This is a genomic window from Rhizobium sp. 3T7, from assembly GCF_020166565.1.
GTDB lineage: Bacteria > Pseudomonadota > Alphaproteobacteria > Rhizobiales > Rhizobiaceae > Rhizobium.
Genome location: NZ_JAIQXS010000001.1, coordinates 437,804 through 463,580 on the forward strand (window position 1 = coordinate 437,804; position 25,777 = coordinate 463,580).

Here is a 25,777-nt window from a genome sequence, read left to right on the forward strand (position 1 = left end):
CGCCGGTCTTGTCTTGATGCAACAAGGGCTATCGCAAAACCAAGCGACTGCGCAGACTGTGAGATGTGATTCGTCCCGCCAGGCTCCGCATGTCCTTCCAAAAGCTCGTTATGGCTATCTTTTTCCTGCAGCCGATCGCATTCGGCAGCTGGTTGCCGCGCATCCCCGAAATCCAGGCTCGTCTGGAGCTCGGTCCGGCCGATCTTGCGCTGGCTCTGCTCGGCATGCCGGTAGGCATTCTGTCGACGTTGCCTTTTGCGGGAAGAGTGGTCTCTCGCATTGGGGGCAAGACTGCGGTCATTGCGGGATTTTTCGTCTTCTCGGTAATTGTCTGCCTTCCGGCCTTCTCGCGCACGCCGGTTGAATTGTTCATCGCGCTGGCCTTGCTTGGCGTTGCGATGTCGACGCTGGAGCTCGGGCTGAATGTCGAGGCGGATCGTGCCGAAAAGGATACCGGCTCGATCATTATGAACCGCTGCCATGGCTTCTGGAGCCTTGGCATCATGGTGGGCAGCCTGCTTGGTTCCGCGATGGTAGCGGTTGCCGCGCCGGCCGAATGGGCAATCCTGGCGGCGGCTTTTATCGTGCTGCCGTTTGCTGTCGCGGCAAGTCTGCGCCTGCCGCCGGATCGCGAAGCCGGTTCGGCTCCGCCGCACGCGCCGTTCAAACCGCCGAGTGTGACCCTGCTTGGGATCTGTGCCTTCGTCTTCGGCATTACCATGACCGAAGGGGCGATTGCGGACTGGTCGGCGGTCTATCTCAAGGATGTCTTCCAGGCCGATGGCATGATGACCGGTATCGGCTATACGATCTTCGCCCTTATGGTGGCGGCCGGGCGCTTCAGCGGCGACCATCTGAAGCAGCGCTTTGGCGCGATTTCACTAGCCCGAGGCTGCGGGGCGGCTGCTCTTGCGGGCATGCTGATTGTCGTCTTTGCTTGGCATAGCCTGGTGACGCTGGCTGGCTTTGCGCTGGTCGGGATCGGTGCGTCGGTCGGCTTTCCGCTGGCGGTTACCGCTGCGGCGAGCCTCCGGGATCGGCCGGCGGCTGCCAATGTCGCGATCCTGTCTTTCATGGCGCTCACCGGCTTTCTGATCGGACCGCCTCTGATCGGATTCATCGCGGAGGCGTCGGGGTTGCGCGTCGGGTTGGCGGTGTTGCTGGTGCCGCTCGCGATCAGCCTGGTGTTCACGCGGATGCTGAAGGCTAGGTTCTGACGTTTTTCTCCTGTGGGTTTGTGCGGGCGTGTTGCCAAAGACACGGCCAAACCTGCTAGGACGCCGTGTTCGAATTGAAAGAGGAATGTGACATTGCAGGTTGGTATCGATATGGGAACGGCGTCGGGAGGCAATCCGGCCACGCTCGATATCGAGGAGCTTCTGGCTACCCGTCTTCTGGTGCAGGGCAATTCCGGCTCCGGTAAGTCGCATCTGCTTCGCCGGCTTCTGGAGCAATCGGCGCAGTGGGTGCAGCAGGTCATCATCGATCCTGAAGGCGATTTCGTGACACTGTCGGACAAGTTCGGCCACGTCGTCGTAGATGGCGAGCGGACCGAGGCCGAATTGGCCGGCATTGCCAATCGTATCCGCCAGCATCGCGTCTCCTGCGTTCTAACGCTTGAGGGGCTGGATATCGAGCAGCAGATGCGGGCGGCGGCAGCTTTCCTCAGTGGCATGTTCGATGCCGACCGCGAATACTGGTATCCGGTTCTTGTCGTGGTCGACGAGGCGCAGATGTTCGCGCCTTCGGTCGGCGGCGATGTTTCCGAAGATGCCCGCAAGATGTCACTCGGCGCCATGACGAACCTGATGTGTCGCGGCCGCAAGCGTGGTCTTGCCGGAGTGATCGCAACGCAGCGTCTGGCAAAGCTTGCGAAGAACGTTGCCGCGGAAGCCTCGAACTTCCTGATGGGCCGCACCTTTCTCGATATCGACATGGCGCGTGCGGCCGATCTCCTCGGCATGGACCGTCGTCAGGCGGAAATGTTCCGCGATCTGAAGCGTGGTAATTTCGTTGCGCTCGGGCCGGCCTTGTCGCGTCGCCCGTTGCCGATCCAGATCGGCAACGTCGAGACTTCGGCACGCTCGTCAAGCCCGAAGCTCATGCCGCTGCCGGATGCGCCACAGGACGTCGAGGATCTGATCTTCACCCCGGATCCAGAAGAGTTTCAGAGGCCAATCGTTCGTCGCGCTCCGGCAGCGCCACGGCCAACTACAGATATTCTCGCCGAATTGTCGCGTTCGGCGCCTGCCGCCTCGGCTCCTCCCTCCGAGACTCGCGCAGCTCAGCCCGAGCTATCGACGCAAGAGCGCGAGGAGCGGCTGACGGCTGTGCTCCACGAGATCCTGGACGACCCGGGGTCCGGATTTCGAACGGATTCGGTGTTGTATCAGGACTTCCTCGTGCGGCTTCGTATGCGCCGCGTTGCGGGTTCTCCGATGTCTCTTCCTGAGTTCCGACGCCGCGTCGCGATTTCGCGCTCCGGGGTGGACGCTGCAACGGCCGAAACGGAAGCCTGGGCGACAGCACTGTCGCTTTCGGCCAGTGTCACCGACGATCTGCAGGGCGTCTTTCTGATGATTGCAAAGGCTGCCGTCTGCGGTGAGCCATGCCCGTCGGACGCCCGGATTGCGCGAGCCTACGGCACCCATTCGGCGCGGCGGGCAAGGCGTCTGCTGGGGTACTTCGAGGAGCAAGGCACCATTGTGGTGCACGCGGATTTCTCGGGCAAACGGATTGTCGCCTTTCCCGACATGAACTGCCAAACGGCGCCTGGCGATGCAAATGCGGCCGACGCCGATGACGTCCGTCCCGCGGCGGAATAGCGACGCTGCTCGAGGTGAGACGTTGCGCCTGTCAGAAAGCAAGCTGCTGGGTATGGATTGTGATTGACATTCCAGCGACTTCGCCCTAAACACCGCGCCAGCACCGGGCAGAGATGTCCGGTGTTTCATTTAACATGTCCCGTGGATTTGTCCCGTTCGCGTAATGGGATGATCCTGTCGGATCTTCGAAAGAAGATCAAAGGAGGGCGTGTTTCCTTCATGCGGTTTGGTAGCAGACCGTTCTAACTTTCTGAAAGGAAATACGATGAGCAAGCGCGAATCGTCTAAGTACAAGATTGACCGCCGTATGGGCGAAAACATCTGGGGCCGTCCGAAGTCCCCGGTGAACCGCCGCGAATACGGCCCGGGCCAGCATGGTCAGCGCCGCAAGGGCAAGCTTTCAGACTTCGGTGTGCAGCTGCGCGCCAAGCAGAAGCTCAAGGGCTACTACGGTGACCTGCGCGAAAAGCAGTTCCGTGCAATCTTCGCTGAAGCCGCCCGCCGCAAGGGTGACACCTCGGAAAACCTGATCGGTCTTCTGGAGTCCCGTCTGGACGCGATCGTTTATCGCGCCAAGTTCGTTCCGACCGTTTTCGCTGCCCGCCAGTTCGTGAACCACGGCCACGTGACCGTGAACGGCGTCCGCGTCAACATCGGTTCCTATCGTTGCAAGGCTGGCGACGTCATCGAAGTTCGTCAGAAGTCGAAGCAGCTCGTTTCCGTTCTGGAATCGGTTGCTCTGGCTGAACGCGACGTTCCGGACTACATCGAAGCCGACCATAACAAGATGGTTGCTACCTTCGCCCGCGTTCCTTCGCTCTCCGACGTTCCGTATCCGGTCGTCATGGAGCCGCATCTGGTGGTCGAATTCTATTCGCGTTAACGCATAGCCCCGACAATCGAGTTTCGATTGTCGGAAAGGCTTATGCGTCTCTTTAAGGGCTACTGCGTCCTTTACGCGTCTTCGACGTGTGGCGCAGTAGGATGCGAGGCGTTTTCGCATACGGAAAAGCCGCCTCTTGGGGCGGCTTTTTTGTTATCTGGGGAGATACGATGACGGACTTGCAGGCAGTTCTCGACGGCATCCACAAGGAGCTGGCACCCCGTATCGGCGAGGGCAAGGTTGCGGACTATATTCCGGAACTCGCCAAGGTCGACGCGAGTCAGTTTGGCCTGAGCGTGGTGACGATAGACGGCAAGGTCTACAGCGTCGGCCATGCGGATGTCCCGTTCTCCATCCAGAGCATCTCAAAGGTCTTCATGCTGACGCTTGCACTTGGCAAGGTCGGTGAGGGACTGTGGAAGCGCGTCGGCCGCGAACCTTCGGGCTCGGCGTTCAACTCGATCGTCCAGCTCGAGCATGAGCAGGGTATTCCGCGCAATCCCTTCATCAACGCGGGCGCAATCGCCGTGACCGATGTCGTCATGGCCGGCCATGCGCCGCGCGAGGCGATCGGCGAGTTGCTGCGCTTCGTTCGCTATCTCGCGGATGATGAGTCGGTGACGATTGACGACCGTGTCGCAAAGTCCGAGACGCAGACGGGATACCGCAATTTTGCGCTCGCCAACTTCATGCGGGCCTATCGCAATCTCGACCATCCAGTCGATCACGTACTCGGCGTCTATTTCCATCAATGCGCCCTGTCGATGACCTGCGAACAGCTGGCGAAGGCGGGGCTATTCCTCGCTGCACGTGGCAGCAATCCGATGACCGGCCACTCGGTCGTGTCGCCGAAGCGGGCCCGGCGCATCAATGCGCTCATGCTGACGTGCGGTCATTATGACGGCTCCGGCGACTTCGCCTACCATGTCGGCCTTCCCGGCAAGAGCGGTGTTGGCGGAGGCATCTTTGCGGTGGCGCCCGGAATTGCCTCGATTGCGGTCTGGTCTCCGGGTCTCAACGAGGTCGGTAACTCGCAGCTCGGCGCTGTCGCGCTCGAAATGCTGGCTGCCCGGACTGGATGGTCGGTTTTCGGCGATTGATGCTGGGTTGTCGTGGCGCTTTCTGCTAAGGCGGAGGCAGACTCTGATTGGACGAGAGAATGAACATCGCAGCCAACATCGTCGATGAGCTGGAAACGCCGACCGCGGACGGCGCCGTCGCACACGCACTCTTTGCCGATGCGCCGAACTCGGTGTCGTTCAACAAGCTGCGCAAGCGGCTGCTGCGCAACGTCAGGCAGGCATTCGACGATTTTGCGATGCTGAAGGGCCAGAAGCGTTGGCTGATCGGCCTCTCTGGCGGCAAGGACTCTTATGGGCTGCTGGCTCTTCTGCTCGACCTGCAGTGGCGCGGCCTGCTTCCGGTGGAACTGGTCGCCTGCAATCTCGACCAGGGGCAGCCGAACTTTCCCAAGAATATCCTGCCTGACTATCTCACGAAGATCGGTGTCAAACACCGCATCGAGTATCGCGATACCTATTCGATCGTGAAGGAAAAGGTTCCGGAGGGCGCGACCTATTGTTCGCTCTGTTCGCGTCTGCGGCGGGGTAATCTCTACCGGATCGCCAAGGAGGAGGGCTGTGACGCATTGGTGCTCGGCCACCACCGCGAGGATATTCTCGAGACGTTCTTCATGAACTTCTTCCATGGCGGGCGGCTCGCCTCGATGCCGGCCAAGCTGCTGAATGATGAGGGCAATCTCATGGTTTTGCGCCCGCTCGCCTATTGCGCCGAAGACGACATGGCGAAGTTTGCGGCGGCCATGCAGTTCCCGATCATTCCTTGTGATCTCTGCGGCTCCCAGGACGGGCTGCAGCGCAATGCGATGAAGGAGATGCTCGCCGATATCGAGCGGCGCATGCCGGGCCGCAAGGATACGATGCTGCGGGCGCTCGCGCATGTGAACCCGTCGCATCTGCTTGATCCCAAGCTTTTCGATTTCGCCGGCCTGATGGCCGGAGAGACCGCGCCGAAGAGCGAATAGTCGGCGCTCACGCCAAAGAAGGAAAGCCCATGAGTTCCACGATAGATGTAGCGACGCTTGCCGATCTTCTGAGGCGGGCGGCGAAGGCAGAGATATTGCCGCGTTTCCGTCGACTTGGGAGCGATGACGTGCGCGCCAAGAGCGAGGCGACGGATCTGGTGACGGAGGCCGACCTGCAGGCCGAGCGGATGATCAAGGCGGAAGCAGCCACGCTCTGGCCAGATGCCCTGTTCATCGGCGAGGAGTCGGTCGCCGCAGATCCGTCGCTGCTCGGCAAGCTCGAGGGAGCGGATCTTGCTATCGTCGTGGATCCCGTCGATGGGACGTTCAATTTCGCATCGGGCATTCCAGCCTTCGGTGTCATGGCGTCCGTGGTGTCCAAGGGCGAAACGGTTGCCGGCATCATCTACGACCCGATGGGCGACGATTGGGTGATCGGAGAGAAGGGCAGTGGCGCATGGCTTCGGCGTCCTGACGGGGAGGCGGAACGGCTTTCGGTTGCAGCACCTGTCGCGCTGGAGGAGATGGTCGGTATGGCATCGACCGGATTCCTGCCGAAACCCAAGCGTGGCGAGATCCTTGGCAACCTCGCCAAGGTTCGGTTTCTTGCCAACTATCGCTGCGCGGCCCACGAATACCGTGCTTTTGCGAGCGGTCATGTGCACTATCTCATGTATAACAAGCTCATGCCCTGGGATCATCTTGCAGGCACGCTTGTCAGCATCGAGGCCGGTGCTTATGCAGCGCGTTTTGACGGCTCGCCCTACCTGCCGCATCACATCAGCGGTGGTTTGCTGATTGCGCCTGACAAGCAGAGCTGGGATATCCTCCGGCGTGAGGTTTTCACGGTCTAGCGCCAGGCTAGCGAACCTCGCGACTCCCTTGGAGAAGACGTGAAATACGTCTTGTGCAGAAGTGGCAGGTAGTCTGCGCGCTTGGACTTACGGTGCGCCGCATCATATCGGCTGCCGTCGCTCTATTCGGTTTCCTTATGAGAAGCTGGCCCGCTAGCATGCACACAAACATACAAGACAAGAGTGTGCGCCAGGCCTAGAGGTTTTTTCGTCTTTCGAGAACCAGGTGGAGAGGGACGATGGATACCGCTCAGGCGCTGGCCTTCCTGCTGTTTGCATTCATCGCGGCGGTCACGCCGGGGCCAAGCAACACCATGATCCTGTCCACCGGTGCGACCGTCGGCACTTTGAGAGGCATTGGCTGTCCGCTCGGTGCGTCACTGGGCATGGGAGTGATGATCGTTTTAAGTGCCTTCGGTGTCGGAGAAATTGTCGCCGCTGTACCAACGATCGTAACGGCGATGAAGGTGGCAGGATCTCTGTTCCTGCTGTGGCTTGCCTGGAAGATCGTCAATGCCGGCACTTTTGAGGCGGATAGCCCGGCACAGGCGGCGGGATTTCTGCAGGCTTTTCTGTTCCAGTGGTTGAACCCAAAAGGGTGGCTGGTCGCCGTGAGTGCGGGCAGCACCTATCTTGTGTCCCAGGAGCATGCCCAAACCAGCGGCGTCCTATGGATGGGGACTCTGTTTGCTGCTGCGGCTTTTCCGGCCGGGCTGCTATGGCTTGTCCTGGGCGCACTCATGGCCCAACTTCTCCGGGCACAACGTTCGGCCAAGCTTTTCAATATCGCCATGGCATCAGCGCTGGCTGTATCGGTTGTTCTGGTGTGGCGCTAACTCCTGAGGCAGTGGCGCCCGCAACGGCATGTTGCGGGCGATACGCTATGCGTTCAAAGGGGAGAGACAGACCGGTTGGCTTCTAGAAGTGGCCGGCGCCGGGATCGAGCTGCGGGCTGTCGCCAGGATGCGTGAAGAGCTTGCCGCCTTCCGCCCAGAGCGTTGCCGCGATGCTGATCGCACCGAACGCTGCGAAGCCGCCGAAGAGCGGCTGGACCGTGCCGTTGAACAGCTGGCCGACGGTGCCGCCGAGGATCGCGCCGAAGGTCGTCGACACGAAGCCGGTGATGGCGGTTGCCGTGCCGGCCAGATTGCCCATCGGTTCCAGGCTGATCGCCGTGAAGTTGGTGGCTATGACCGCAAACATCATCAGCAAGATCGTGAAGAGCGCATAGGCGAAGGCGAAATCGGGGCGACCGCCGAGTGCTTTGACATAGCCGATCGCTGAAACGATCGTGAACAGGATCATGGCGACGTGCGAGATGCGGCGCATGCCGAACTTGCGGACGAAGAAGCCGTTGGCGAAGTTTGCTACCGCGATACCTCCCGCCGTCGCCGCAAAGGCGATCGGTAACCAGTCGCCGAGACCATAGACCTCGCCGAAGACCTGCTGGACCGAGATCACATAGGCGCTGATGACGCCGGTGAACATGGTCAGGCCGATCATGTAGCCGCAGGTGATCTTGTTGGTCAGGACGGTCTTGAAGCCGTCGACGACGGAGCCGACCGACAGGGGGATACGTTCTTCCTTCGGGAGAGATTCCTTGAGACGCAATAGTGCCCAGAGAAACAGGATGGCGCCAACGAGGCCGAGCAGGATGAATATCCAGTGCCAGTTGGCATAGGTGATGATCAACTGACCGACGGAAGGTGCCACGATCGGAACGATCATGAAGACGATCATGACGTAGGACATCACGCGCGCCATTTCGCGGCCACCGAAGCAGTCACGGACGATCGCCATCGTGGTGATGCGGACGGCTGCGCCGCCGAGGCCCTGAACGAAACGCATGACCAACAGCATTTCAAAGCTGCCTGTGGCAGCAGCGGCGAACATGGCGAGCACGTAGACCGCCAAGCCTCCAAGCAGGATGTTCCGGCGGCCGAACGTATCCGACAAGCTGCCGAAGATGATCTGCGAAACGCCGAAGCCAAGGAAGAAGACGCCGATCACGAGCTGCGCGTCGTTGGCGTTGATAACGCCGAATGAATGGCCGATCGCGGGCAGGGACGGCAACATGCTATCGATCGCCATGGCGACGCTGGCGGTCATGATGGCGATGGTGATGACAAATTCGACGAAGCCCATGCCTATTCGGCCGGAGCCCTGATTTTCAACATGTGGTTTATGCAGTGGCGTCATAATGGAAATCCTGAAATACGAGGCGGGTGACCCGATCAGACCGCGGGATTATGCGGCTGGAAGAGACGCCCCTTTTCTGCGATCAAAACGAAGATCAGGCCGATGATCGAGACCGTGAAATACCCTGCGACCATCGGCAGCGCGGTACCATTGAAAGCCTGGCCGATGCCGGCGCCAATCAGCGCGCCCCCGACCGTGCTCATGAAGCCGAGGACGGACGAAGCCGTTCCCGCAACATGGCCGAGCGGTTCCATGGCAAGCGAATTGAAGTTGGAGCCAATCCAGCCGAACTGGAACATCGCCAGGCCGAAGAAGCCGATGAAGAGCGGGAAGGGCATCGGGTGCGGGCCCAGCAGAAGGGCCAGAAGCCAGATGGTATTGATCGTGATAAAGCCGGCCAATGCACCATGCGACAGCCGCCGCATGCCGAACTTCCCGACAAGCCGCGAGTTCAGGAATGACGAGAGCGACATGAAGACGGCGACGCCGGCAAAAGCGAACGGGAAGTAGACGCCTAGACCGTAGATGCCGACGTAAATCTGCTGCGCGGAATTGATGAAGCCGAACAGCGAGCCGAAGATGAAGGTGCTGGCGATCGTGTAGCAGAGTGCGATCCGGTTTGTCAGCACGAGTTTGAAGCCACCGATCACCGAACGGGCGGTGAAGGGGCGAACGTTCGAGGGATGCAGGGTTTCGGGAAGGCGAAGATAGGCCCAGCCCGAAATCAGTGCGGCCATGACAGCGATGAATACGAAGATCAGATGCCAGCTGCCGAAGAACATGATGATCTGGCCGCTGCCCGGCGCGATGACGGGGACGATCATGAAGACCATCATGATCAGCGACATGACCTCCGCCATCTGCCGGCCGCCGTAGATATCACGAACGATGGAGATCGTGATGACGCGGGTGGCGGCCGAACCAATGCCCTGAACGAAACGAAGCGCAAGCAGCCCCGCAAAGGACGGAACCAGCGCGATCCCGAGCGCGGAACAGATATAGATGACGAGGCCGATCAGGAGCGGCAGGCGACGGCCGAAGCGGTCGGAGAGGGGGCCGTAGAAGAGTTGCGCCGAGCCGAAACCAAGCAGATAGGCAGAAACGACGAATTGACGGTGATTTTCGCTTTCGACGCCGAGGCTTGCGCCGATCTGCTGAAGCGCCGGAAGCATGATGTCGATCGCAAGCGAATTGACCGCCATCAGGAAGGCGGCGAGCGCAATGAACTCCCCTTTGCCCATGGGCAATTGGCCCGCGTGCGCGGCTTGTGATGAATCTGTCACAATGGAATTCCCATAAACGGGCCAAGGCGCTGTTCAGCACAGCGCCTCGGACTCAAAATACAAGATTTGGAAACCGGGCGGACGCCCGGTGACCGGACAGGTCAGGCGGCGCCGCGAACGGTGACGCCGTGTTCCTGCAGGTGCTGCTGCAACTCACCGGCCTGGAACATTTCCCGGACGATGTCGCAGCCGCCGATGAACTCGCCCTTCACGTAGAGCTGCGGGATCGTCGGCCAGTTTGAATAATCCTTGATGCCCTGGCGGATTTCGGAGTCAGCGAGCACGTTGATGCCCTTGTAGTCGACGCCGATGTAATCGAGAATCTGCACGACCTGGCCGGAGAATCCGCACTGCGGAAACTGCGGCGTGCCCTTCATGAACAGGACGACGTCGTTGCTCTTGATTTCGTTGTCGATGAATTCGTTGATACCGCTCATAGGGACCTAATCCTTTCCACAGGCGAGTTAAAGGCCCGCCGTTTCAATCGTTAAGCTTAGATAGCATGTGATCGCCGGAATTCCAGCAGGCGCCGGCAAAAAAAGAGCACCCTATCGGTTTGCAGACGGCGGATTGTTGCGCTTGCGTTACGCCCTCTACTGAAGCGATACGACGAGGTACGAGTGGCGCGCGTTTGTCACGGGAAATCACCCGGATTTCGCCACAATTCTCACCGATGGCGGCGCAGCAATTATCTGCCGTGCCCGCGGCAAAGAAAGAGAATAATGACAGTGATTTCGAAAAGGGTCGTTCTCCATTTTCCGGGGTTCGAGCCACTTGACGGGCGTGCTCACATCGCTCGCTACGAACGCTCAGCAAAGCAAAGTGCGGCTGTTTGGGATTTCTCGGTGCTGACAGCTGAACCGGAGTACGGACCGGATTCAACGAGCTTCAAGGTGAGGGCGAGCGCAGATGGCTGGGAAACCAACAGCCGTATCCATGTCTTCGACCACGACGCTCTCGTGGAAAAGCTTAGAGCTGGCAGCCGGGCGGCACAGATCCTCTCAGGTTTTCGGAGCGCTTTGCAGGTCATCGCATATGGGGGGATGGCGGGCTATTTCAGGCATGCCTGGCGATTCGGATTGTTCTTCATCTTTCCGTTTCTGATGATGATACTGGGCTTTGCGCTCAGTGCGACGATCGCTGTTATACCGATCGGTACGGAGTTGCCCGCCCTTCATCTTCTGTGGAGCGTGGCACTGGCGTTGTGTTTCTTCATCTTTGCGTTTCTGCCTTTTGCCGAACGTTTCTACACATTGCATCTTTTCGCGGACTGGCGCATGGCGGTGGCTCTTGCTCGGATGAGCCATCCAGAATTCAATCAATGGCTCGATCATTGCGCCACTGCCGCCCGGGCAGCCTTGTCGGAGACGGCGGACGAGTATGTCATCTCATCTCACAGCATGGGCTCCAGCGTTGCTGCGCATGTGATCGGCACACTGCTCGAGCGACATCCGGATATTTTCTCCGGCAAGAGGGTGATCTTTGCGACGCTCGGGTCAGCAATCCTTCAGTGTGCTTTGTTACGTCCCGCGCAATTGTTGCGGTTACGGGTGGGCCTGATTGCGCGATGCGACAACGTTTACTGGCTCGATGTCCAGTGCCTGACTGACGCAATCCATTTCTATAAAGTGCCGGTGGTGGCCGTTTGCGGGCATGGCGATCTACGCCCAGCCAAGATGGTCTTCATCCGCGTTAAGCAGATGCTGACTGTTGAGCATTACCGGAAGATCAAGAAGGATTTCCTGCGCGTGCATCGGCAGTACGTCCTGGGGCCGGACTTGCGGGCTCCCTTCGACTTCACGCTGCTGACCGCCGGTCCACGGTCGGGCTCAGTCTTTGCCGAATTCGGCTACAACAAAATGCCCGGCTTGTGACCGGGCAATTTTGCATTCGAGATCAATCAGGTGCCGATGTCTGCAGCGCCAGGGCATGCAGTAAGCCACCCATGTTTCCCTTGAGGGCTTCATAGACCATTTGATGCTGCTGCACGCGGCTCTTGCCGCGAAAGGCTTCTGCGACCACTTCCGCCGCATAGTGGTCGCCGTCGCCGGCGAGATCGCGAATGGTTACCTTGGCGCCGGGGATGCCGGCCTTGATCATGTCTTCGATGTCACCGGGTTTCATAGGCATGATCGTTACTCCTTGCGCATTATTCCGTGGCAGCGAGCGTGCCATGGCCTTCCATGTAATCAGGGAACCATGATTCATGGGCGTCGCGCAATTGCTGAATCGGCAGCGACAGCAGATCGTCGACGACAAGGCTGTTACCCTCGACCGTGCCGAGACGGCGGAAGGCTATGCCCGCACCTTCGGCATTGGCGCAGACGAAGTTTGCGACATCCGCCGGCACCGTCAGAACGTACCGGGCCTGATCTTCGCCGAACAGCAGCGCATGCGGCGCGCCCCTGCATTCACCGAGGCTGATCTTGAGGCCCTTGCTGGAGGCCATCGCCATTTCGGCGAGAGCGAGTACGAGGCCGCCCGAAGAGATGTCGTGGCAGGCCGTTGCCTGGCCGTTGCGGATGACCGAGCGCACGAAGTCGCCGTTGCGGCGCTCTGCAAAGAGGTCGACTTCCGGAGCGGGGCCTTCAGTGCTGCCAATAACATCGCGCAGGTAGACCGAGGAACCGAGATGGCTGCCGTCCGCACCAATCATGATCACCTTGTCGCCATTCGAAGCGCTGCCGATACGCGCCATCTTCTTCCAGTCGGGCAGAAGGCCAACGCCGGCGATCGTCGGTGTCGGCAGGATCGCAACACCATTGGTTTCATTGTAGAGCGAGACATTGCCCGACACGATGGGGAAATCGAGAACCCGGCAGGCTTCTCCGATGCCCTTCACGGCCTGGACGAACTGGCCCATGATCTCGGGCTTCTCGGGATTGCCGAAGTTCAGGTTGTCGGTGGCTGCCAGTGGCTCTGCGCCGGTTGCCGTGATATTGCGCCAGCATTCCGCGACCGCCTGCTTGCCGCCTTCGAACGGGTCTGCCTCGACATAGCGTGGCGTGACGTCAGAGGAAAAAGCGAGAGCCTTGGTCGCATGGTTTTCGACACGAACGACGCCGGCATCACCGCCCGGAAGCTGAAGCGAGTTGCCCTGGATCAGCGTATCGTATTGTTCGTAAACCCAGCGGCGGCTCGATTGATTGGGAGAGCCAACGAGCTGCAACAGCGCCTGACCGTAGTCAGCCGGTGCGGCAACGAGGTTGGCGGGCAGCGGTGCGCGCTTGTCTGACTCGCGCCACGGACGGTCGTATTCCGGCGCCTGGTCACCGAGATCCTTGATCGGCAGGTTGGCGACTTCCTCGCCCTGGTGCACGACGCGGAAGCGCAGGTCGTCGGTGGTCTTGCCGACGATCGCGAAATCGAGGCCCCACTTGACGAAGATCGCCTTTGCGACGGCTTCCTTCTCGGGCTCCAGGACCATGAGCATGCGCTCCTGGCTCTCCGACAGCATCATTTCGTAGGCCGTCATCTGCTCTTCACGCACTGGTACGGTGTCGAGATCGAGCAGGATGCCGAGATCGCCCTTGGCGCCCATCTCGACGGCCGAGCAGGTGAGGCCTGCGGCGCCCATGTCCTGAATGGCGATGACGGCCCCGGTTTGCATCAGCTCAAGGCAGGCTTCCAGCAGGCACTTTTCGGTAAACGGGTCGCCGACCTGTACGGTCGGACGCTTTTCCTCGATGGATTCGTCGAATTCAGCCGACGCCATGGTCGCACCGCCAACGCCATCGCGGCCAGTCTTGGCGCCGAGATAGACGACCGGGAGACCGACGCCCTTGGCTTCTGACAAGAAGATCGCGTTGGACTTGGCGAGACCTGCGGCAAAGGCATTGACCAGAATGTTGCCGTTGTAGCGGGCATCGAATTCGACTTCGCCGCCGACGGTCGGTACGCCGAAGGAGTTGCCATAGCCGCCCACGCCGGACACAACGCCGGAGACGAGGTGGCGGGTCTTCGGATGGTCCGGCTCGCCGAAACGCAGCGCATTCATCGCTGCGATCGGGCGGGCGCCCATGGTGAAGACGTCGCGCAGAATGCCACCGACACCCGTCGCCGCGCCCTGATACGGCTCGATGTAGGAGGGATGGTTGTGGCTCTCCATCTTGAAGACGACGCAGTCACCGTCGTCGATGTCGACGACACCGGCGTTTTCGCCGGGTCCCTGGATGACGCGTGGGCCTTTGGTCGGCAACGTGCGCAACCACTTCTTGGAGGATTTGTAGGAGCAGTGCTCGTTCCACATGGCCGAGAAGATGCCGAGCTCCGTGAAGGTCGGTTCGCGGCCGATCAGGTCCAATATCCGCTGATATTCGTCTGGCTTCAGGCCATGGGCGGCGATCAGTTCGGGGGTGATCGGGCGGGTATTGGAAATGGTCATGAGCTCTCGGAAGTCCCTGCCGTTGCGCGATTGCGGTGTCTTTAGCCTAAGTGAATGAAACGCGCGACAGGAAAATGGCCGCTGTTAACAGACAGCGGGTATGCAGGGAGCCAACTGCGCCGCTTAAAACTTGTAGCCGACCTGAATGCCGGGGCGCGCGTCAGGCCGTTGTTCGGACCGTCGCAGAGATTGGCATGGGACGAATGGACGACTTGGGCGATCACGTTCCAATGCTGATCGAAACGATAACCGGCGCCTAAATATTCGTGAGAAAGGACCGACAGCCGAGGTTGGCGCCATCCGTGTTGCCTTCCAGTTCCCCGTTGTGCCAGGCGCCGCCAAAACCGGCTTCGGCAAAGACCTTCTCGTTGAAATTCGTCGTCCAGAGAGACCCGCAAAGACTTGAGTGGCTTCTCCTGATGTGCCAATTCACCACCGCCTTGTACTGATGCGGATGCTCCGAACGCAACTCGTCAAAGACTTGCCCTCCAGCATGAGCCGGAATGGCAGAGATACTGGCAACTGCCGCCAGAAGTGCAATTGATGAACTCGGTATAGTCTTCCGAAATTCGATCGCCATTCAGATTACCTCGTCCGACTCACGCCAGATTCATAGTCCGAATTTCGTACCATCGATCATCGTCAGCGGCTTTTGCCTGCCGTCGTCGTCTTTGCCCTGCGGCCCATCTGCTGCAGTCTCAAATCTCGCCATCATACCCGGCACCGCCGCTTTCTAGCAGGCGTCGCAATATCATCAATCCCGCAACCAAGTCTTCGCGGTTACGGGGCGAGGAGAAGCCTATGCGTACGCGGTGATAGACTTTCTCGGCTCGAGCCGCCTTGAACTCGTCCTCGTCATCGATCAACACGCCATCTCTGTAGGCGGCGTTCTTGAACGTTCCGGAGAGCCAGGGATCCGGCAGCTTTAGCCATAGGAAAGGCACATGCGGATGCGATACGAAGTCGTATCCTCGCAGTTGCTCCCGTGCGAGGCCCTCGCGGACCGACAATTCCGCCGTGCTTGCCTTGCGGATCTCGTGTGCTTGGCCATTTTCAACAAGACGCGCGCAAGCCTCAGCCAGGATGAAAGGCAACCCGCCAGTGATCATCTTGTGCGTCACCTTGATCCGCTGGGCAAAATGTGGTGGGCAGGCAACCCAGCCGCCACGCACTCCGGCAGCCACCGATTTCGAAAGGCCACTGATCAGGAATGTGCGATCGGGTGCGAGCGACGCAAGCAGGGGATTTTCGTCTCCAGTCATGCCACCATAGAGATCGTCTTCAATCAGCCAGACCCCGTGCCGGCGCGCAATTTCCGCGATGCGTGCCCGGCGGTCGCGGGGCATCGTCGCCAGCGTAGGATTGTGTGCGGTTGGCATCAGGAACGCAAGTTTCGGATGCTGCTGAAGGCAGAGGCGCTCGAAGTCATCGGGGATCACACCATTCTCGTCGGACTCGACAGTGATGGTGCGGCGACCGAGAATGCGCGCGCTGCGACTGACCTGCGTGTAGCTCAGGTCTTCGAATACGATCTTGTCACCAGGCGATGACACAGCCGAGATGACCGCAACAGCCGCCGCATGCGCCCCAAGGGTAGGGACGATGTTTTCCGTTTCAGGCGTCCAATCGTTTCTGGCGAGCCAACGCCGGCCAGCCTCGTACCAATTTTGCGGGAAGACACGGGAATAGGACGAGATTTCAGAAAGCTGCTCCTCGCCAATCGCGGCGAGCACCCTGCCGATGATCTTACCCTGACCGAGATCCGGAGCCGCCGTGGTGTCAAAGCGTATCTTGCCAGCGGGAGCATCGATCGCACGCGTACCGCCAAGGGCAATGGTCAACGGGTCCGGCTGATTGCCGGGTGCGGTTTCGGCGCGATCCAACACATAGGTTCCGCGGCCAACTTCTCCGGCGACGAGGCCGCGCTCGTGCACCAGCGCGTATGCGCGGCCGATTGTCCCGATTGTTACGCCAATGTCGTAGGCGAGGTTTCGTTGCGGCGGCAACTTGCTGCCTGCAGGCAATGTGCCGCTGGCGATGGCAGATTCAATGCTGTCCGCAATCCGGAGGTAAACCGGGCCGGAACCACGCGAAACGTCTGGGAGCCAAGTTGTCATCATGACAATTCTCTATATTGTCACCCTTCATTCGTCAAGATTATCTGAATGACAGATACAATTCCGTTTGGAGAATGATATGTCTGCCGTTCCAGAGAGCGAGTCCCCGATTGCACCTTTGTCTTCTCAGGTGCAATCGATGCAATACCGCGTTCGGCAAGACTCAGGCGGCGCATCGCGCGCTCAAGCCTTGCTGCAGTCCGTATGGCATCGGCTATTGTCGTGGCATCAGAAGCGCCAGAGCCGCAGGGTGTTGCGCGATTTGACAGACGCCGAGCTAATAGACATCGGCGTTACGCGTGCGGATGCACGCAGGGAAGCCAATAAGTCATTCTTCTGGGATTGATCAGCTACAAGCTTTGCCGCCGGATGCCCAACGGGTGACGTCCTTGACGATCCGCGGTCCCGTGGCGCTTTGCATCATCGGACCAAAGGCATCGAGCTTGGAGGGGGTGCCTTCAGCCTGAACGACGAGCAATGGACGGCTCTCCGGGCTTCCCTTGTGCACGACGAGAATGCGCGGACGACCGGAGAAGGAATTCAGCTCCGGCGCTAACTTGTAGGCTGCGAAGGCGGCATCGCCCGATTTGAACCAGCAGGCGTTCGCACCAAGAGCAACGCGCTCCATGGTGGAAAGCGCGCTGCGATCAGGCCCCTTCGCCGGCGTGTTTGACTGGCAGGAGGCGACCAGCGCCGCCGTTGCGGCAATCGCGAAAGCACGTGTCGTCGTAAGGCGAGGGCGCATCAACTTGCTCCAATGGACCGGATGAATGGCCTCTTACGTGCCGAAGGTTAAGCAGCAATTACCTCGAGGGCAGAAGCGAACAGACCGCGGCCGTCGGAACCGCCGTGTGCTGCTTCGATGAGGTTTTCGGGGTGCGGCATCATGCCGAGGACGTTGCCCTTGTCGTTCAGGACGCCAGCAATATCGTTGATCGAGCCGTTCGGATTGGTGCCCTCCGCGTAACGGAAGACCACCTGACCATTGCCCTCGATCTTCGCCAGGGTTTCGGCGTCGGCGAAATAGTTGCCATCATGATGCGCAACGGGTGAGCGGATAACCTGGCCCTTGGAGTAGGCACGGGTGAAATCGGTGTCGGCATTGACGACTTCGAGCTTGATCTCTCGGCAGACGAACTTAAGCGAGGCGTTGCGCATCAGCGCGCCGGGCAGCAGACCTGCCTCGACGAGGATCTGGAAGCCGTTGCATACGCCCAGAACCTTGACGCCCTTGTTCGCCTTTTCGATGATTGCCTGCATCACAGGCATGCGCGCGGCGATGGCACCACAACGAAGGTAGTCGCCATAGGAAAAGCCACCAGGGATGACGATGAGGTCGACGTCCGGAATGTCCGTTTCCGTTTGCCAGATCGTCACCGGTGCGTGACCGGAGATTTTCGTCAGTGCAGCGATCATGTCGCGATCGCGATTGAGACCCGGAAGTTGAACGACGGCTGATTTCATGACTGCGGCTAAAACCTTGTTTGTGCTTCTGCAAGTTCTCGAAGGACGAGACGCTTTTCAATACGCTCCAGCCGGCCTTCGTGCCGGCCGAGGACACCGTAAATACTGTGTATTTCCTGCTGCATCGAGCTCATTGTGTCGCGCATGCAATGCATTTCGCTCCGGATGTCGTCAAGCGACGCATCCAGTGTGTCGATGTGCTCGTGCATTTTCGTCAACAACTCAAGCATGAGCTCTTGCGTCGATTCAGCCATCGGGCGCTCCACGACCAGATTAGTCGACGGAAATATTATAGTTCTCGATCACCGTATTTGCGAGGAGTTTCTCACACATTGCCTTAAGGTCGCTCTCCGCTTTAGCCTTGTCGGCGCCTTCGAGTTCGACGTCGAAAACCTTGCCCTGACGGACATGGCCGACACCATCGAATCCGAGCGCGCCGAGGGCGCCCTCGATGGCCTTGCCCTGCGGATCGAGAACGCCGTTCTTCAGCGTGACGGTTACACGAGCCTTGATCACTTTATCTTCCCTGTCTTGCTTGGCCTGAATGTCTTACTTCACGAGCACCGGACCGGTGCCGCGCACAGGTTCGTTCTCGTTGATGATACCGAGGCGGCGCGCAACTTCCGAATAGGCTTCGAGAAGTCCACCCATGTCACGGCGGAAGCGGTCCTTATCCATCTTCTCGCGGGTATCGATATCCCACAGACGGCAGGAGTCCGGCGAAATTTCATCGGCGAGGATGATGCGCATCATGTCGCCTTCATACAGGCGGCCGCATTCGATCTTGAAATCGACAAGCTGGATGCCGACGCCGAGGAAAAGGCCGGTCATGAAGTCGTTGACGCGAATGGCGAGCGCCATGATGTCATCGAGCTCGGCGGGATTTGCCCAGCCGAATGCCGTGATGTGCTCTTCCGAGACCATCGGATCATCGAGCGCGTCGGACTTGTAATAGAACTCGATGATCGAGCGCGGCAGAACCACGCCTTCCTCGATGCCCAGGCGCTTGGACAGAGAGCCGGCGGCAACGTTGCGTACAACGATCTCGAGCGGAATCATTTCCACTTCGCGGATCAACTGCTCGCGCATGTTGAGGCGGCGAATAAAATGTGTCGGAATGCCGATCTTGTTCAGATGGCTGAAGATATATTCCGAAATGCGGTTGTTCAGAACGCCCTTACCATCGATGACTTCGTGCTTTTTCTTGTTGAAGGCGGTGGCATCGTCTTTGAAGAACTGGATCAGCGTGCCCGGTTCCGGGCCCTCATACAGAATCTTTGCCTTGCCCTCGTAAATACGGCGGCGACGGTTCATTGCAATTGTTCTCTATCGTTGGCGCTCTTGGGATAGCGCGAGTGGATCGATCTCGTGGCGTCCCCTTAAAGGAAAAGCGAGGGTTTCACAATCCGCCTGTCACTCCTTCCCCGGAATCCGGGATTGCCGGAGTGCCGCTAAGAGAATCGAAGACTTTCTGCAAAGCAGTCTACAGGTTTTTTGCGATCAACGGAATGTGAGGCGTCCCTGTCGGGAACGTCATGCAGGCCTTTATCTCTGGCCGGAGCCGTTGACCGACTTACGCAGATCCTGCTGGAGACCGCGGGCAGGGCCTTCCACGCCCCGCCAAGACGCGGCGCGTACAAAAGGCGCTATCTGCAGCGCGGGCATCGGACGGGCCAGCGCGTAGCCCTGAAGCATATCGCAACCGAGGTCACAAAGAATACGGACGTGGTCCATCGTCTCGACCCCCTCCGCCGTGACCAGAATGTTGAGCGAACGGCCGATATCGATGATCGAGCGGACCAGTTTCCGCTGCTCTGCTGAATGGGGTAGCAAGCGGATCAGTTCGCGGTCGATCTTCAAGGTTTTCGGACTCAGCTTCAAAAGGCTGACAATGGACGCATGGCCCGTGCCGAAGTCATCGATTTCTATGTCGATGCCAAGGCGGCGCAGGTGTCGGAGATTGGCGATCACGGCGTCGTCGCAATCGTCCAGCGAGATCGATTCAAGCAACTCGAACGAAATCGCGCGTGGTTCGATCTTCAAGCCGCGAAGCTTCTTCGCCAGGTTTGGATCTCCAAGGCGACGCGACGATACGTTGACCGCAATTTTCGGGATGAGGAGCCCCTCATCCTCCCATCGCTTCCGGTCAGCCAGCGCTTGCTCGAGGATGAGTCCGTCGATCGTGGAGACGACATCCAGATCCTCGGCGATCGCCAGGAAACGATCGGGCGCCAGCAAACCGTGCTCCCGGTGCTGCCAGCGAGCCAGCGTCTCGGCGCCGGCAACATCGAGCGTACGGGCATGGAACTGCAACTGGTAGAACGGAACAAACTCCCCCCGTTCCAGCCCCAGTAGGATTTCGTCCGCCAAATGCTTGCTGGCGATGATGCGGCGTCGCTCATCGGTCGAGAAGAATTCGTGCCGATTGCGTCCGCCGCTTTTTGCGCGGTAGAGCGCGATATCCGCATTGAGCAGAAGTTGCTTGGCATCGAGCGCCGGACTGCTTTCTGTGGCAATGCCGATGCTGGCCCCGAAACGGCAATCATGCCCCTCGTAGCGAATGGGCCTGCAGAGCTCGCGGATGATGCGTTCCGCCAGATTGGAGATCTTCTTCGGCGTGACATCGAGTGTACAGAGGACCACGAATTCGTCGCCACCAATACGGGCGACAAAATCGGTCGAACGGACACTTTCCTTCAGCACCTTCGCTGCATGCTTCAGCATCGCGTCACCGGCGCGGTGGCCGAGAGTGTCATTGATTTGCTTGAAGCGATCGAGATCGATGTGGAGGATCGCGAGCGACAGGCCGTTCCGGCGACATTCGTCGGAACATTCGTCCAGCATACGGTCCAGGTATCGGCGATTAGGCAAGCCAGTGAGATAGTCGTGCAACGCCAGGTGCTCGATGTTCTCCTTGGCGCTTTCGAGCTCCCTGTTTCGGGCTTCCGCGAGATCCTTGGCGCGCTGCAGTTCGTGATTGAGCCTAACTTCGGCGGTAACATCCCAATTCGCGCCAATCAGCTTGCGACGCCCGTCGCTATCAAGAAAGAAGGCCGCTTTTGCGCGAATGACGCGCTCGATGCCGTCCTGCCTGATGATGCGGAATTCGTGCTGGAAATCGGTGTTATTGGTGACGCACTCACCGATCGTTGCCAGTACGCGGTCCCTGTCGTCGGGATGCAGCGAGGCCTCCCAGGCGTTGCCAGTGTTGGCCGGCGACGTGTCGGTAATGCCGTAGATCGCCAGAAGGCGGTCGTCCCAATCGACCGTTCCATTCTCGATGTCAGCCTCGAAAACCCCAATATCGGAGATATCAAGGGCGAGATCGAGGCGCCGCGACACGTGCGCAAGCCGTTCCTCCGCCCCCTTACGCGCGGTGATGTCGGTATCGGTGCCGACGAGCCGGGCAGGGATACCGTTTTCGTCCCATTCAACACACGCGCCCCGGCACTCGATCCAGATCCAGTGGCCATCCCTGTGGCGCTCGCGATACTCGAAGATCTGATAGTCGGGATCGCCGGCATTTTGCCGATCGACGGCCTTTACGACAAAGTCCCGGTCGTCGGGGTGGATGAGTTCGATCCACGTGTCGTAGTCGCCGTCTGCATCCTCGTCGGGCGCCATGCCGCGCATGATCTTCCAGGTATCGGAATAATAGCGTTTGCCAAGACGAAGGTTGTGGTCCCAGACGCCGAGACCCGATCCGACAAGCGCATAATTCCAGCGGCTCTCTCGTTCCAAGAGTTCGGCACCGTTCAGTGGCGCCGTGTCGCCGTCAAACGCTGCGGCTTCGACCTTGGTCTTCGATTTAACCCGCTTATCGGGAGTCGCTTGCTTCAATCTGCATACTCGCTCTTCTAGCGTGTATGTATTTTGCATTCATTGAATTAAATAGCCCTTAATGTCATAAAAATAATATTCTATTAAAAACAAACACGTAGCCTCTATCGACTTTTGTGTGTCGCTCTATATGCGTGTAACTTTTCCGCAACGTGCATACACTTGGCTGACTGCGCCCTATATCGCGTTGATTGGGGGAGGACCAACATGTCTCCAGAATGGCCAATGTTCATACTGCAATGCATAGTTCTTGTGGGCTTAGCGGGCGTCCTCTTTATTCGCGGCGAGGGCGACTAACGGATAGTCGCAAACAGTCAGCGGATCTCCAGGGAGTGGTGGTCGACTGGTCTTGACCTTTTTGTCTGGTTTCTGTCTTTTCGCGGCACGGGCGGTCGAGCCGGCATCCTGCTTAGCGGCGATGCTGCGAGGTTGCTGGTGGCGAGGATCGAGCGCCTCTAGGAGGGCTTTAGGCGGCTCAGGAACTGGGCAAACACCATTGTTCCTTCCGGCCATGGTCCGTGGCCGGACTCGCTGTTGATGTGCCCGGCCTCACCGGCGTCGATGAGGAGCGATCCCCAGCTGGCAGCGATGTCGTCGGCATGCTCATAGCTGCCGAAAGGATCATTGCGGCTCGCGATCGTGATCGTCGGGAAAGGCAATGGATCTCGTGGATACGGGCCGAATGTCATCAGGTGCTTTGGCCGTATCGCGGGATTGGCGACATCGGGCGGTGCAACGAAGAATGCCCCTGCCACCTTGTTGCGGAAATGGGGAATGGCATGGATGGCAGACGGAATGCCAAGCGAATGCGCGACCAGTATGACTGGTCGCGTCGCAGCGTTCACCTCTTCGGCGATGCGCTTTACCCAATCGTCGCGGACCGGCTTCGACCATTCGGCCTGTTCGACACGGCGAGCGGTGCTGAGCTTGGCCTCCCAGCGGCTTTGCCAATGGTTGGGACCGGAATTCGTATAACCGGGGATGATGAGGATTTCGGCGTCTGAAGCTTTCATGATGGCGCGGATGTGAGAAAGCCTGGCGGCGATGTCAAGGGAGGGGTGGGACAAGGCCGGGAAATTTGTTATGTTTTTCCGCAGTGCCGGTTGCGTCTCGTAGCGGCGTTGTCGCCGATCCTTTCGCTGCCGGCTATCTTGGCTGAGGAGGAGAAAGCCATGACGGCATTCCATGTCATGTCGGGTGCAAGCGATGTCTATACACGCCCGGTCGTTAACAAGATCAGCGTTGCGGATGTCCTCGATGCGCTACGGCGCGGGCTCGACGATTTCCGAGAAAAACCATCCCACTATGTATTTCTATGCTTGATGTATCCGATTGCCGGCATTTTTCTTGCGCTCGCAACATCAAGTGCCAACCTCCTGCCGATGATTTTCCCGCTGATATCAGGTTTCGCGCTGATCGGCCCCATCGCAGCGATCGGGCTCTACGAAATCAGCCGCAGGCGTGAAGCCGGTATGGACACCTCGTGGCGACATGCTCTTGAGGTGACGAGATCGCCGGCGTTCCCATCGATCATTGCCGGCGGATTGCTGCTGTTCGGATTCTTCGTCGTCTGGCTCGTCGCTGCGCAGACGCTTTATTCTAACGTCTTTGGGGATGTTTTCCCGCGGTCGATCTCAGTATTCCTCTCGGAGATCTTCGGCACGCCTGAGGGGATGCAACTGATCATATGGGGGCATCTGCTTGGTCTAAGCTTTGCCATCATCGTTCTGGCCACGACCGTCGTGACCTTTCCCTTGCTGCTGGATCGGGACGTCGGGCTCGTCTGCGCGATGGAGACATCGGTCAGGGCGACTGTCGCCAACCCGGTGCCGGTCTTCTGCTGGGGGCTGATCATCGCCGTTTCTCTCATGGTTGGCACGATCCCACTGTTCGTCGGGCTTGCCCTGGTCATGCCGGTGCTCGGCCATGCCAGCTGGCACCTCTATAGGAAGCTCGTGGCACCACCGGTTGTCTGACGGCTACGGACTGGAACTGCACCACCTCCCTTGGAGTTTCCCTGAGGGGATACCCCAGGGAGGTCACATATGGCTGCGCCGCAACATCTGTTTACCCGCTTTGCCAGCAAGACGTCTGAATGGGCAGGGAAGCCAGCGACTTTCGTCCTCGCCGTGGCGCTCGTCGCCATATGGGCAGCGACGGGGCCACTTTTCGATTTCTCAGAGACTTGGCAGTTGGTCATCAATACGGGAACGACCATTATTACGTTCCTGATGGTGTTCGTGTTGCAGAATGCGCAGACGAGGGATGCTCGCGCTGTCCAGGCCAAGCTCGACGAGATTATTCTGACGAGCCACGCCGAGAACAAGTTCATCGGGATCGAGCACCTCGATGACGAGGACCTGAAGCACCTGGACCGCCTTGTCGCCAAGGCCGCAAAGGGAGTGCGCGAGGGTCGGACAAACGGAACGCCGAAAGCGACAAATTCCACTGATGAGACGAACGAAAAGAGGACATCGGCGAAGCCCCGGAAGCCGAAACGGAAAACGGCGCCCACAAAGGCGCCGTCCCGGTAGTCCAACTTAGGCAGCGCCGAAAACGCGCCGGAAGATCGTATCTACGTGTTTGGTATGGTATCCGAGATCGAACTTCTCGCGGATTTCTTCTTCGGATAACGCGGCACGGACCTCTGCGTCGGCGAGCAATTCCTCGAGGAAGTCCTTGCCCTGTTCCCAAACCTTCATCGCGTTGCGCTGAACGAGCCGGTAGGCATCCTCGCGCGAAACACCAGCCTGCGTCAGCGCCAGAAGTACGCGCTGCGAATGCACGAGGCCACGGAACTTGTCGAGATTCTTCATCATGTTGTCCGGATAGACCACAAGCTTCTCAATGACGCCGGCCAAACGGTTGAGGGCGAAGTCGAGCGTGATCGTCGTGTCGGGACCGATGGCGCGCTCAACGCTGGAATGGCTGATGTCGCGCTCGTGCCACAGGGCGACGTTCTCCATGGCCGGAACGACCGACATGCGCACCAGGCGCGCTAGGCCGGTGAGGTTTTCGGTCAGAACCGGATTGCGCTTGTGCGGCATGGCAGAAGAACCCTTCTGGCCAGGCGAGAAGTATTCCTCGGCTTCCAGCACTTCAGTCCGCTGCATGTGGCGGATCTCTATCGCGACGTTTTCGATGGAGGAGCCGATGACGCCGAGGATCGCGAAGAACATCGCATGGCGGTCGCGCGGAATGACCTGGGTCGAAACGGGCTCCGGGATCAGGCCCAGCTTGGCGCAGACGTGTTCCTCGACGCGTGGGTCGATATTGGCAAAGGTGCCGACGGCGCCCGAAACCGCACCGGTGGCGATTTCGGTACGCGCAGCCACGAGACGCGCGCGGTTGCGGCTCATCTCGGCATAGAAGCGAGCCAGCGTCAGTCCCATCGTCGTCGGCTCGGCGTGAATGCCGTGGCTACGGCCGATGCGGATGGTGTCCTTGTATTCGAAGGCGCGTGCCTTGAGTGCCGCAAGCAGGCGGTCCATATCGGCAAGCAGAATGTCGGCTGCACGGACGAGCTGGATGTTCAGCGTCGTGTCGAGTACGTCTGAAGAGGTCATCCCCTGGTGGACGAAGCGGGCATCGGGGCCGACGATTTCCGAAAGGTGCGTTAGGAAGGCGATCACATCGTGCTTGGTGACGGCTTCGATTTCATCGATCCGCGCAACGTCGAACGTCGCAGCGCCGCCTCGCTCCCAAATTGTCTTTGCAGCGGATTTCGGGATGACGCCCAGTTCGGCGAGTGCATCGCAGGCGTGAGCCTCGATCTCGAACCAGATGCGGAATTTGGTTTCGGGCGACCAGATGGCGACCATCTCTGGTCGGGAGTAGCGCGGGATCATGGCTTCCTGCTTTCGTTCATAAAAAGAATGCTGGCG

Annotated in this window: 25 protein-coding genes and 1 pseudogene; 11 read left to right on the forward strand and 15 right to left on the reverse strand. The window is 59.3% G+C overall.

Features of this window, described 5'->3' with window-relative positions:
• The first annotated feature begins 89 nt into the window (after nucleotides 1-89).
• The 7 genes from K9B32_RS02160 (at nucleotide 90) to K9B32_RS02190 (ending at nucleotide 7,442) form a co-directional block, all read left to right on the forward strand.
• Complete coding sequence (locus K9B32_RS02160; RefSeq protein ID WP_224560251.1) at nucleotides 90-1,217, forward strand: MFS transporter; 1,128 nt, start codon at nucleotides 90-92, stop codon at nucleotides 1,215-1,217.
• Between the two features lie 93 nt (nucleotides 1,218-1,310).
• Nucleotides 1,311-2,825, forward strand: a complete 1,515-nt coding sequence (locus K9B32_RS02165) for an ATP-binding protein (protein ID WP_224560358.1) — start codon at nucleotides 1,311-1,313, stop codon at nucleotides 2,823-2,825.
• Nucleotides 2,826-3,090: 265 nt separating this feature from the next.
• Nucleotides 3,091-3,708 (forward strand): 30S ribosomal protein S4, encoded by a 618-nt coding sequence (gene rpsD, locus K9B32_RS02170; protein ID WP_007789529.1) that lies wholly within the window; start codon nucleotides 3,091-3,093, stop codon nucleotides 3,706-3,708.
• Nucleotides 3,709-3,878: 170 nt separating this feature from the next.
• Nucleotides 3,879-4,808 carry a glutaminase gene (locus K9B32_RS02175; RefSeq protein WP_224560252.1) on the forward strand — a complete coding sequence of 310 codons (930 nt, stop codon included), beginning with the start codon at nucleotides 3,879-3,881 and terminating at the stop codon, nucleotides 4,806-4,808.
• A 59-nt stretch (nucleotides 4,809-4,867) separates the two neighbouring features.
• Entirely contained in the window at nucleotides 4,868-5,752 is an 885-nt protein-coding gene (gene ttcA / locus K9B32_RS02180) for a tRNA 2-thiocytidine(32) synthetase TtcA (protein WP_224560253.1), read from the forward strand.
• Between the two features lie 29 nt (nucleotides 5,753-5,781).
• On the forward strand, nucleotides 5,782-6,606 hold the full coding sequence (locus K9B32_RS02185; RefSeq protein ID WP_224560254.1) for an inositol monophosphatase family protein: 825 nt from the start codon (nucleotides 5,782-5,784) through the stop codon (nucleotides 6,604-6,606).
• A 239-nt stretch (nucleotides 6,607-6,845) separates the two neighbouring features.
• Nucleotides 6,846-7,442, forward strand: coding sequence for a LysE family translocator (locus tag K9B32_RS02190; RefSeq protein ID WP_224560255.1), 597 nt, complete (start codon nucleotides 6,846-6,848; stop codon nucleotides 7,440-7,442).
• An 82-nt stretch (nucleotides 7,443-7,524) separates the two neighbouring features.
• Here the strand turns inward: K9B32_RS02190 and K9B32_RS02195 are convergent, their stop codons facing one another.
• The 3 genes from K9B32_RS02195 to grxD all read right to left on the reverse strand — a co-directional run bounded on the left by K9B32_RS02195 (nucleotide 7,525) and on the right by grxD (nucleotide 10,525).
• A complete protein-coding gene (locus K9B32_RS02195; protein ID WP_224560256.1) occupies nucleotides 7,525-8,805 on the reverse strand; it encodes a multidrug effflux MFS transporter in 1,281 nt (426 codons plus the stop codon).
• A 35-nt stretch (nucleotides 8,806-8,840) separates the two neighbouring features.
• Nucleotides 8,841-10,046, reverse strand: coding sequence for a multidrug effflux MFS transporter (locus tag K9B32_RS02200; RefSeq protein WP_224560359.1), 1,206 nt, complete (start codon nucleotides 10,044-10,046; stop codon nucleotides 8,841-8,843).
• 143 nt (nucleotides 10,047-10,189) lie between these two features.
• Nucleotides 10,190-10,525, reverse strand: a complete 336-nt coding sequence (grxD, locus tag K9B32_RS02205; protein ID WP_007532908.1) for a Grx4 family monothiol glutaredoxin — start codon at nucleotides 10,523-10,525, stop codon at nucleotides 10,190-10,192.
• Nucleotides 10,526-10,810: 285 nt separating this feature from the next.
• Between grxD and K9B32_RS02210 the strand changes: the two genes are divergently transcribed.
• On the forward strand, nucleotides 10,811-11,962 hold the full coding sequence (locus K9B32_RS02210; RefSeq protein ID WP_224560360.1) for a hypothetical protein: 1,152 nt from the start codon (nucleotides 10,811-10,813) through the stop codon (nucleotides 11,960-11,962).
• 22 nt (nucleotides 11,963-11,984) lie between these two features.
• Here the strand turns inward: K9B32_RS02210 and K9B32_RS02215 are convergent, their stop codons facing one another.
• From K9B32_RS02215 to K9B32_RS02235, 4 genes and pseudogenes are all read right to left on the reverse strand, one after another.
• Entirely contained in the window at nucleotides 11,985-12,218 is a 234-nt protein-coding gene (locus tag K9B32_RS02215) for a BolA/IbaG family iron-sulfur metabolism protein (protein WP_024312746.1), read from the reverse strand.
• Between the two features lie 19 nt (nucleotides 12,219-12,237).
• The gene (purL, locus tag K9B32_RS02220; RefSeq protein WP_224560257.1) at nucleotides 12,238-14,472 is read right to left on the reverse strand and encodes a phosphoribosylformylglycinamidine synthase subunit PurL; all 2,235 of its coding nucleotides are present in this window, start codon (nucleotides 14,470-14,472) and stop codon (nucleotides 12,238-12,240) included.
• Between the two features lie 123 nt (nucleotides 14,473-14,595).
• Nucleotides 14,596-15,052, reverse strand: a pseudogene (locus K9B32_RS02230) (acyloxyacyl hydrolase).
• Nucleotides 15,053-15,170: 118 nt separating this feature from the next.
• Nucleotides 15,171-16,589 carry a PLP-dependent aminotransferase family protein gene (locus tag K9B32_RS02235; protein ID WP_224560361.1) on the reverse strand — a complete coding sequence of 473 codons (1,419 nt, stop codon included), beginning with the start codon at nucleotides 16,587-16,589 and terminating at the stop codon, nucleotides 15,171-15,173.
• 139 nt (nucleotides 16,590-16,728) lie between these two features.
• Here K9B32_RS02235 and K9B32_RS02240 point away from each other — a divergent pair, with 139 nt between their 5' ends.
• Nucleotides 16,729-16,935 (forward strand): DUF1127 domain-containing protein, encoded by a 207-nt coding sequence (locus K9B32_RS02240; protein ID WP_224560362.1) that lies wholly within the window; start codon nucleotides 16,729-16,731, stop codon nucleotides 16,933-16,935.
• On the opposite strand, the gene K9B32_RS02245 is transcribed toward K9B32_RS02240, so the two are convergent.
• From K9B32_RS02245 to K9B32_RS02275, 7 genes are all read right to left on the reverse strand, one after another.
• Nucleotides 16,936-17,334 carry a hypothetical protein gene (locus K9B32_RS02245; RefSeq protein WP_224560260.1) on the reverse strand — a complete coding sequence of 133 codons (399 nt, stop codon included), beginning with the start codon at nucleotides 17,332-17,334 and terminating at the stop codon, nucleotides 16,936-16,938.
• A gap of 47 nt (nucleotides 17,335-17,381) precedes the next feature.
• Nucleotides 17,382-18,053: a phosphoribosylformylglycinamidine synthase subunit PurQ gene (purQ, locus tag K9B32_RS02250; RefSeq protein ID WP_224560261.1), complete on the reverse strand. Its 672-nt coding sequence runs from the start codon at nucleotides 18,051-18,053 to the stop codon at nucleotides 17,382-17,384.
• Between the two features lie 8 nt (nucleotides 18,054-18,061).
• The gene (locus K9B32_RS02255; RefSeq protein WP_224560262.1) at nucleotides 18,062-18,307 is read right to left on the reverse strand and encodes a hypothetical protein; all 246 of its coding nucleotides are present in this window, start codon (nucleotides 18,305-18,307) and stop codon (nucleotides 18,062-18,064) included.
• Between the two features lie 19 nt (nucleotides 18,308-18,326).
• The gene (gene purS / locus K9B32_RS02260; protein ID WP_007789552.1) at nucleotides 18,327-18,569 is read right to left on the reverse strand and encodes a phosphoribosylformylglycinamidine synthase subunit PurS; all 243 of its coding nucleotides are present in this window, start codon (nucleotides 18,567-18,569) and stop codon (nucleotides 18,327-18,329) included.
• Between the two features lie 33 nt (nucleotides 18,570-18,602).
• Nucleotides 18,603-19,367, reverse strand: coding sequence for a phosphoribosylaminoimidazolesuccinocarboxamide synthase (purC, locus tag K9B32_RS02265; protein ID WP_007532892.1), 765 nt, complete (start codon nucleotides 19,365-19,367; stop codon nucleotides 18,603-18,605).
• A 231-nt stretch (nucleotides 19,368-19,598) separates the two neighbouring features.
• Nucleotides 19,599-21,893 (reverse strand): putative bifunctional diguanylate cyclase/phosphodiesterase, encoded by a 2,295-nt coding sequence (locus K9B32_RS02270; protein ID WP_224560263.1) that lies wholly within the window; start codon nucleotides 21,891-21,893, stop codon nucleotides 19,599-19,601.
• A 455-nt stretch (nucleotides 21,894-22,348) separates the two neighbouring features.
• The gene (locus tag K9B32_RS02275) at nucleotides 22,349-22,906 is read right to left on the reverse strand and encodes an RBBP9/YdeN family alpha/beta hydrolase (protein WP_224560264.1); all 558 of its coding nucleotides are present in this window, start codon (nucleotides 22,904-22,906) and stop codon (nucleotides 22,349-22,351) included.
• 159 nt (nucleotides 22,907-23,065) lie between these two features.
• Here K9B32_RS02275 and K9B32_RS02280 point away from each other — a divergent pair, with 159 nt between their 5' ends.
• Together K9B32_RS02280 and K9B32_RS02285 are read left to right on the forward strand one after the other, a co-directional pair.
• On the forward strand, nucleotides 23,066-23,869 hold the full coding sequence (locus K9B32_RS02280; protein WP_224560265.1) for a DUF2189 domain-containing protein: 804 nt from the start codon (nucleotides 23,066-23,068) through the stop codon (nucleotides 23,867-23,869).
• A gap of 69 nt (nucleotides 23,870-23,938) precedes the next feature.
• Entirely contained in the window at nucleotides 23,939-24,427 is a 489-nt protein-coding gene (locus tag K9B32_RS02285) for a low affinity iron permease family protein (RefSeq protein ID WP_224560266.1), read from the forward strand.
• Nucleotides 24,428-24,433: 6 nt separating this feature from the next.
• Here the strand turns inward: K9B32_RS02285 and purB are convergent, their stop codons facing one another.
• Nucleotides 24,434-25,741, reverse strand: a complete 1,308-nt coding sequence (gene purB, locus K9B32_RS02290) for an adenylosuccinate lyase (protein ID WP_224560267.1) — start codon at nucleotides 25,739-25,741, stop codon at nucleotides 24,434-24,436.
• Nucleotides 25,742-25,777 lie beyond the last annotated feature (36 nt).

What these genes read in the sequence shown, in the direction of transcription:
- rpsD (WP_007789529.1), top strand. Translation starts at nt 3,091, where the DNA reads ATGAGCAAGCGCGAATCGTCTAAGTACAAGATTGACCGCCGTATGGGC.
- K9B32_RS02235 (WP_224560361.1), bottom strand. Translation starts at nt 16,589, where the DNA reads ATGACAACTTGGCTCCCAGACGTTTCGCGTGGTTCCGGCCCGGTTTAC.
- K9B32_RS02200 (WP_224560359.1), bottom strand. Translation starts at nt 10,046, where the DNA reads ATGGGCAAAGGGGAGTTCATTGCGCTCGCCGCCTTCCTGATGGCGGTC.
- K9B32_RS02175 (WP_224560252.1), top strand. Translation starts at nt 3,879, where the DNA reads ATGACGGACTTGCAGGCAGTTCTCGACGGCATCCACAAGGAGCTGGCA.
- grxD (WP_007532908.1), bottom strand. Translation starts at nt 10,525, where the DNA reads ATGAGCGGTATCAACGAATTCATCGACAACGAAATCAAGAGCAACGAC.
- ttcA (WP_224560253.1), top strand. Translation starts at nt 4,868, where the DNA reads ATGAACATCGCAGCCAACATCGTCGATGAGCTGGAAACGCCGACCGCG.
- purB (WP_224560267.1), bottom strand. Translation starts at nt 25,741, where the DNA reads ATGATCCCGCGCTACTCCCGACCAGAGATGGTCGCCATCTGGTCGCCC.
- K9B32_RS02185 (WP_224560254.1), top strand. Translation starts at nt 5,782, where the DNA reads ATGAGTTCCACGATAGATGTAGCGACGCTTGCCGATCTTCTGAGGCGG.
- purC (WP_007532892.1), bottom strand. Translation starts at nt 19,367, where the DNA reads ATGAACCGTCGCCGCCGTATTTACGAGGGCAAGGCAAAGATTCTGTAT.
- K9B32_RS02280 (WP_224560265.1), top strand. Translation starts at nt 23,066, where the DNA reads ATGACGGCATTCCATGTCATGTCGGGTGCAAGCGATGTCTATACACGC.
- K9B32_RS02240 (WP_224560362.1), top strand. Translation starts at nt 16,729, where the DNA reads ATGCAATACCGCGTTCGGCAAGACTCAGGCGGCGCATCGCGCGCTCAA.
- purQ (WP_224560261.1), bottom strand. Translation starts at nt 18,053, where the DNA reads ATGAAATCAGCCGTCGTTCAACTTCCGGGTCTCAATCGCGATCGCGAC.
- K9B32_RS02190 (WP_224560255.1), top strand. Translation starts at nt 6,846, where the DNA reads ATGGATACCGCTCAGGCGCTGGCCTTCCTGCTGTTTGCATTCATCGCG.
- K9B32_RS02195 (WP_224560256.1), bottom strand. Translation starts at nt 8,805, where the DNA reads ATGACGCCACTGCATAAACCACATGTTGAAAATCAGGGCTCCGGCCGA.
- K9B32_RS02255 (WP_224560262.1), bottom strand. Translation starts at nt 18,307, where the DNA reads ATGGCTGAATCGACGCAAGAGCTCATGCTTGAGTTGTTGACGAAAATG.
- K9B32_RS02215 (WP_024312746.1), bottom strand. Translation starts at nt 12,218, where the DNA reads ATGCCTATGAAACCCGGTGACATCGAAGACATGATCAAGGCCGGCATC.
- K9B32_RS02285 (WP_224560266.1), top strand. Translation starts at nt 23,939, where the DNA reads ATGGCTGCGCCGCAACATCTGTTTACCCGCTTTGCCAGCAAGACGTCT.
- purL (WP_224560257.1), bottom strand. Translation starts at nt 14,472, where the DNA reads ATGACCATTTCCAATACCCGCCCGATCACCCCCGAACTGATCGCCGCC.
- K9B32_RS02275 (WP_224560264.1), bottom strand. Translation starts at nt 22,906, where the DNA reads ATGAAAGCTTCAGACGCCGAAATCCTCATCATCCCCGGTTATACGAAT.
- K9B32_RS02160 (WP_224560251.1), top strand. Translation starts at nt 90, where the DNA reads ATGTCCTTCCAAAAGCTCGTTATGGCTATCTTTTTCCTGCAGCCGATC.
- K9B32_RS02210 (WP_224560360.1), top strand. Translation starts at nt 10,811, where the DNA reads ATGACAGTGATTTCGAAAAGGGTCGTTCTCCATTTTCCGGGGTTCGAG.
- K9B32_RS02245 (WP_224560260.1), bottom strand. Translation starts at nt 17,334, where the DNA reads ATGCGCCCTCGCCTTACGACGACACGTGCTTTCGCGATTGCCGCAACG.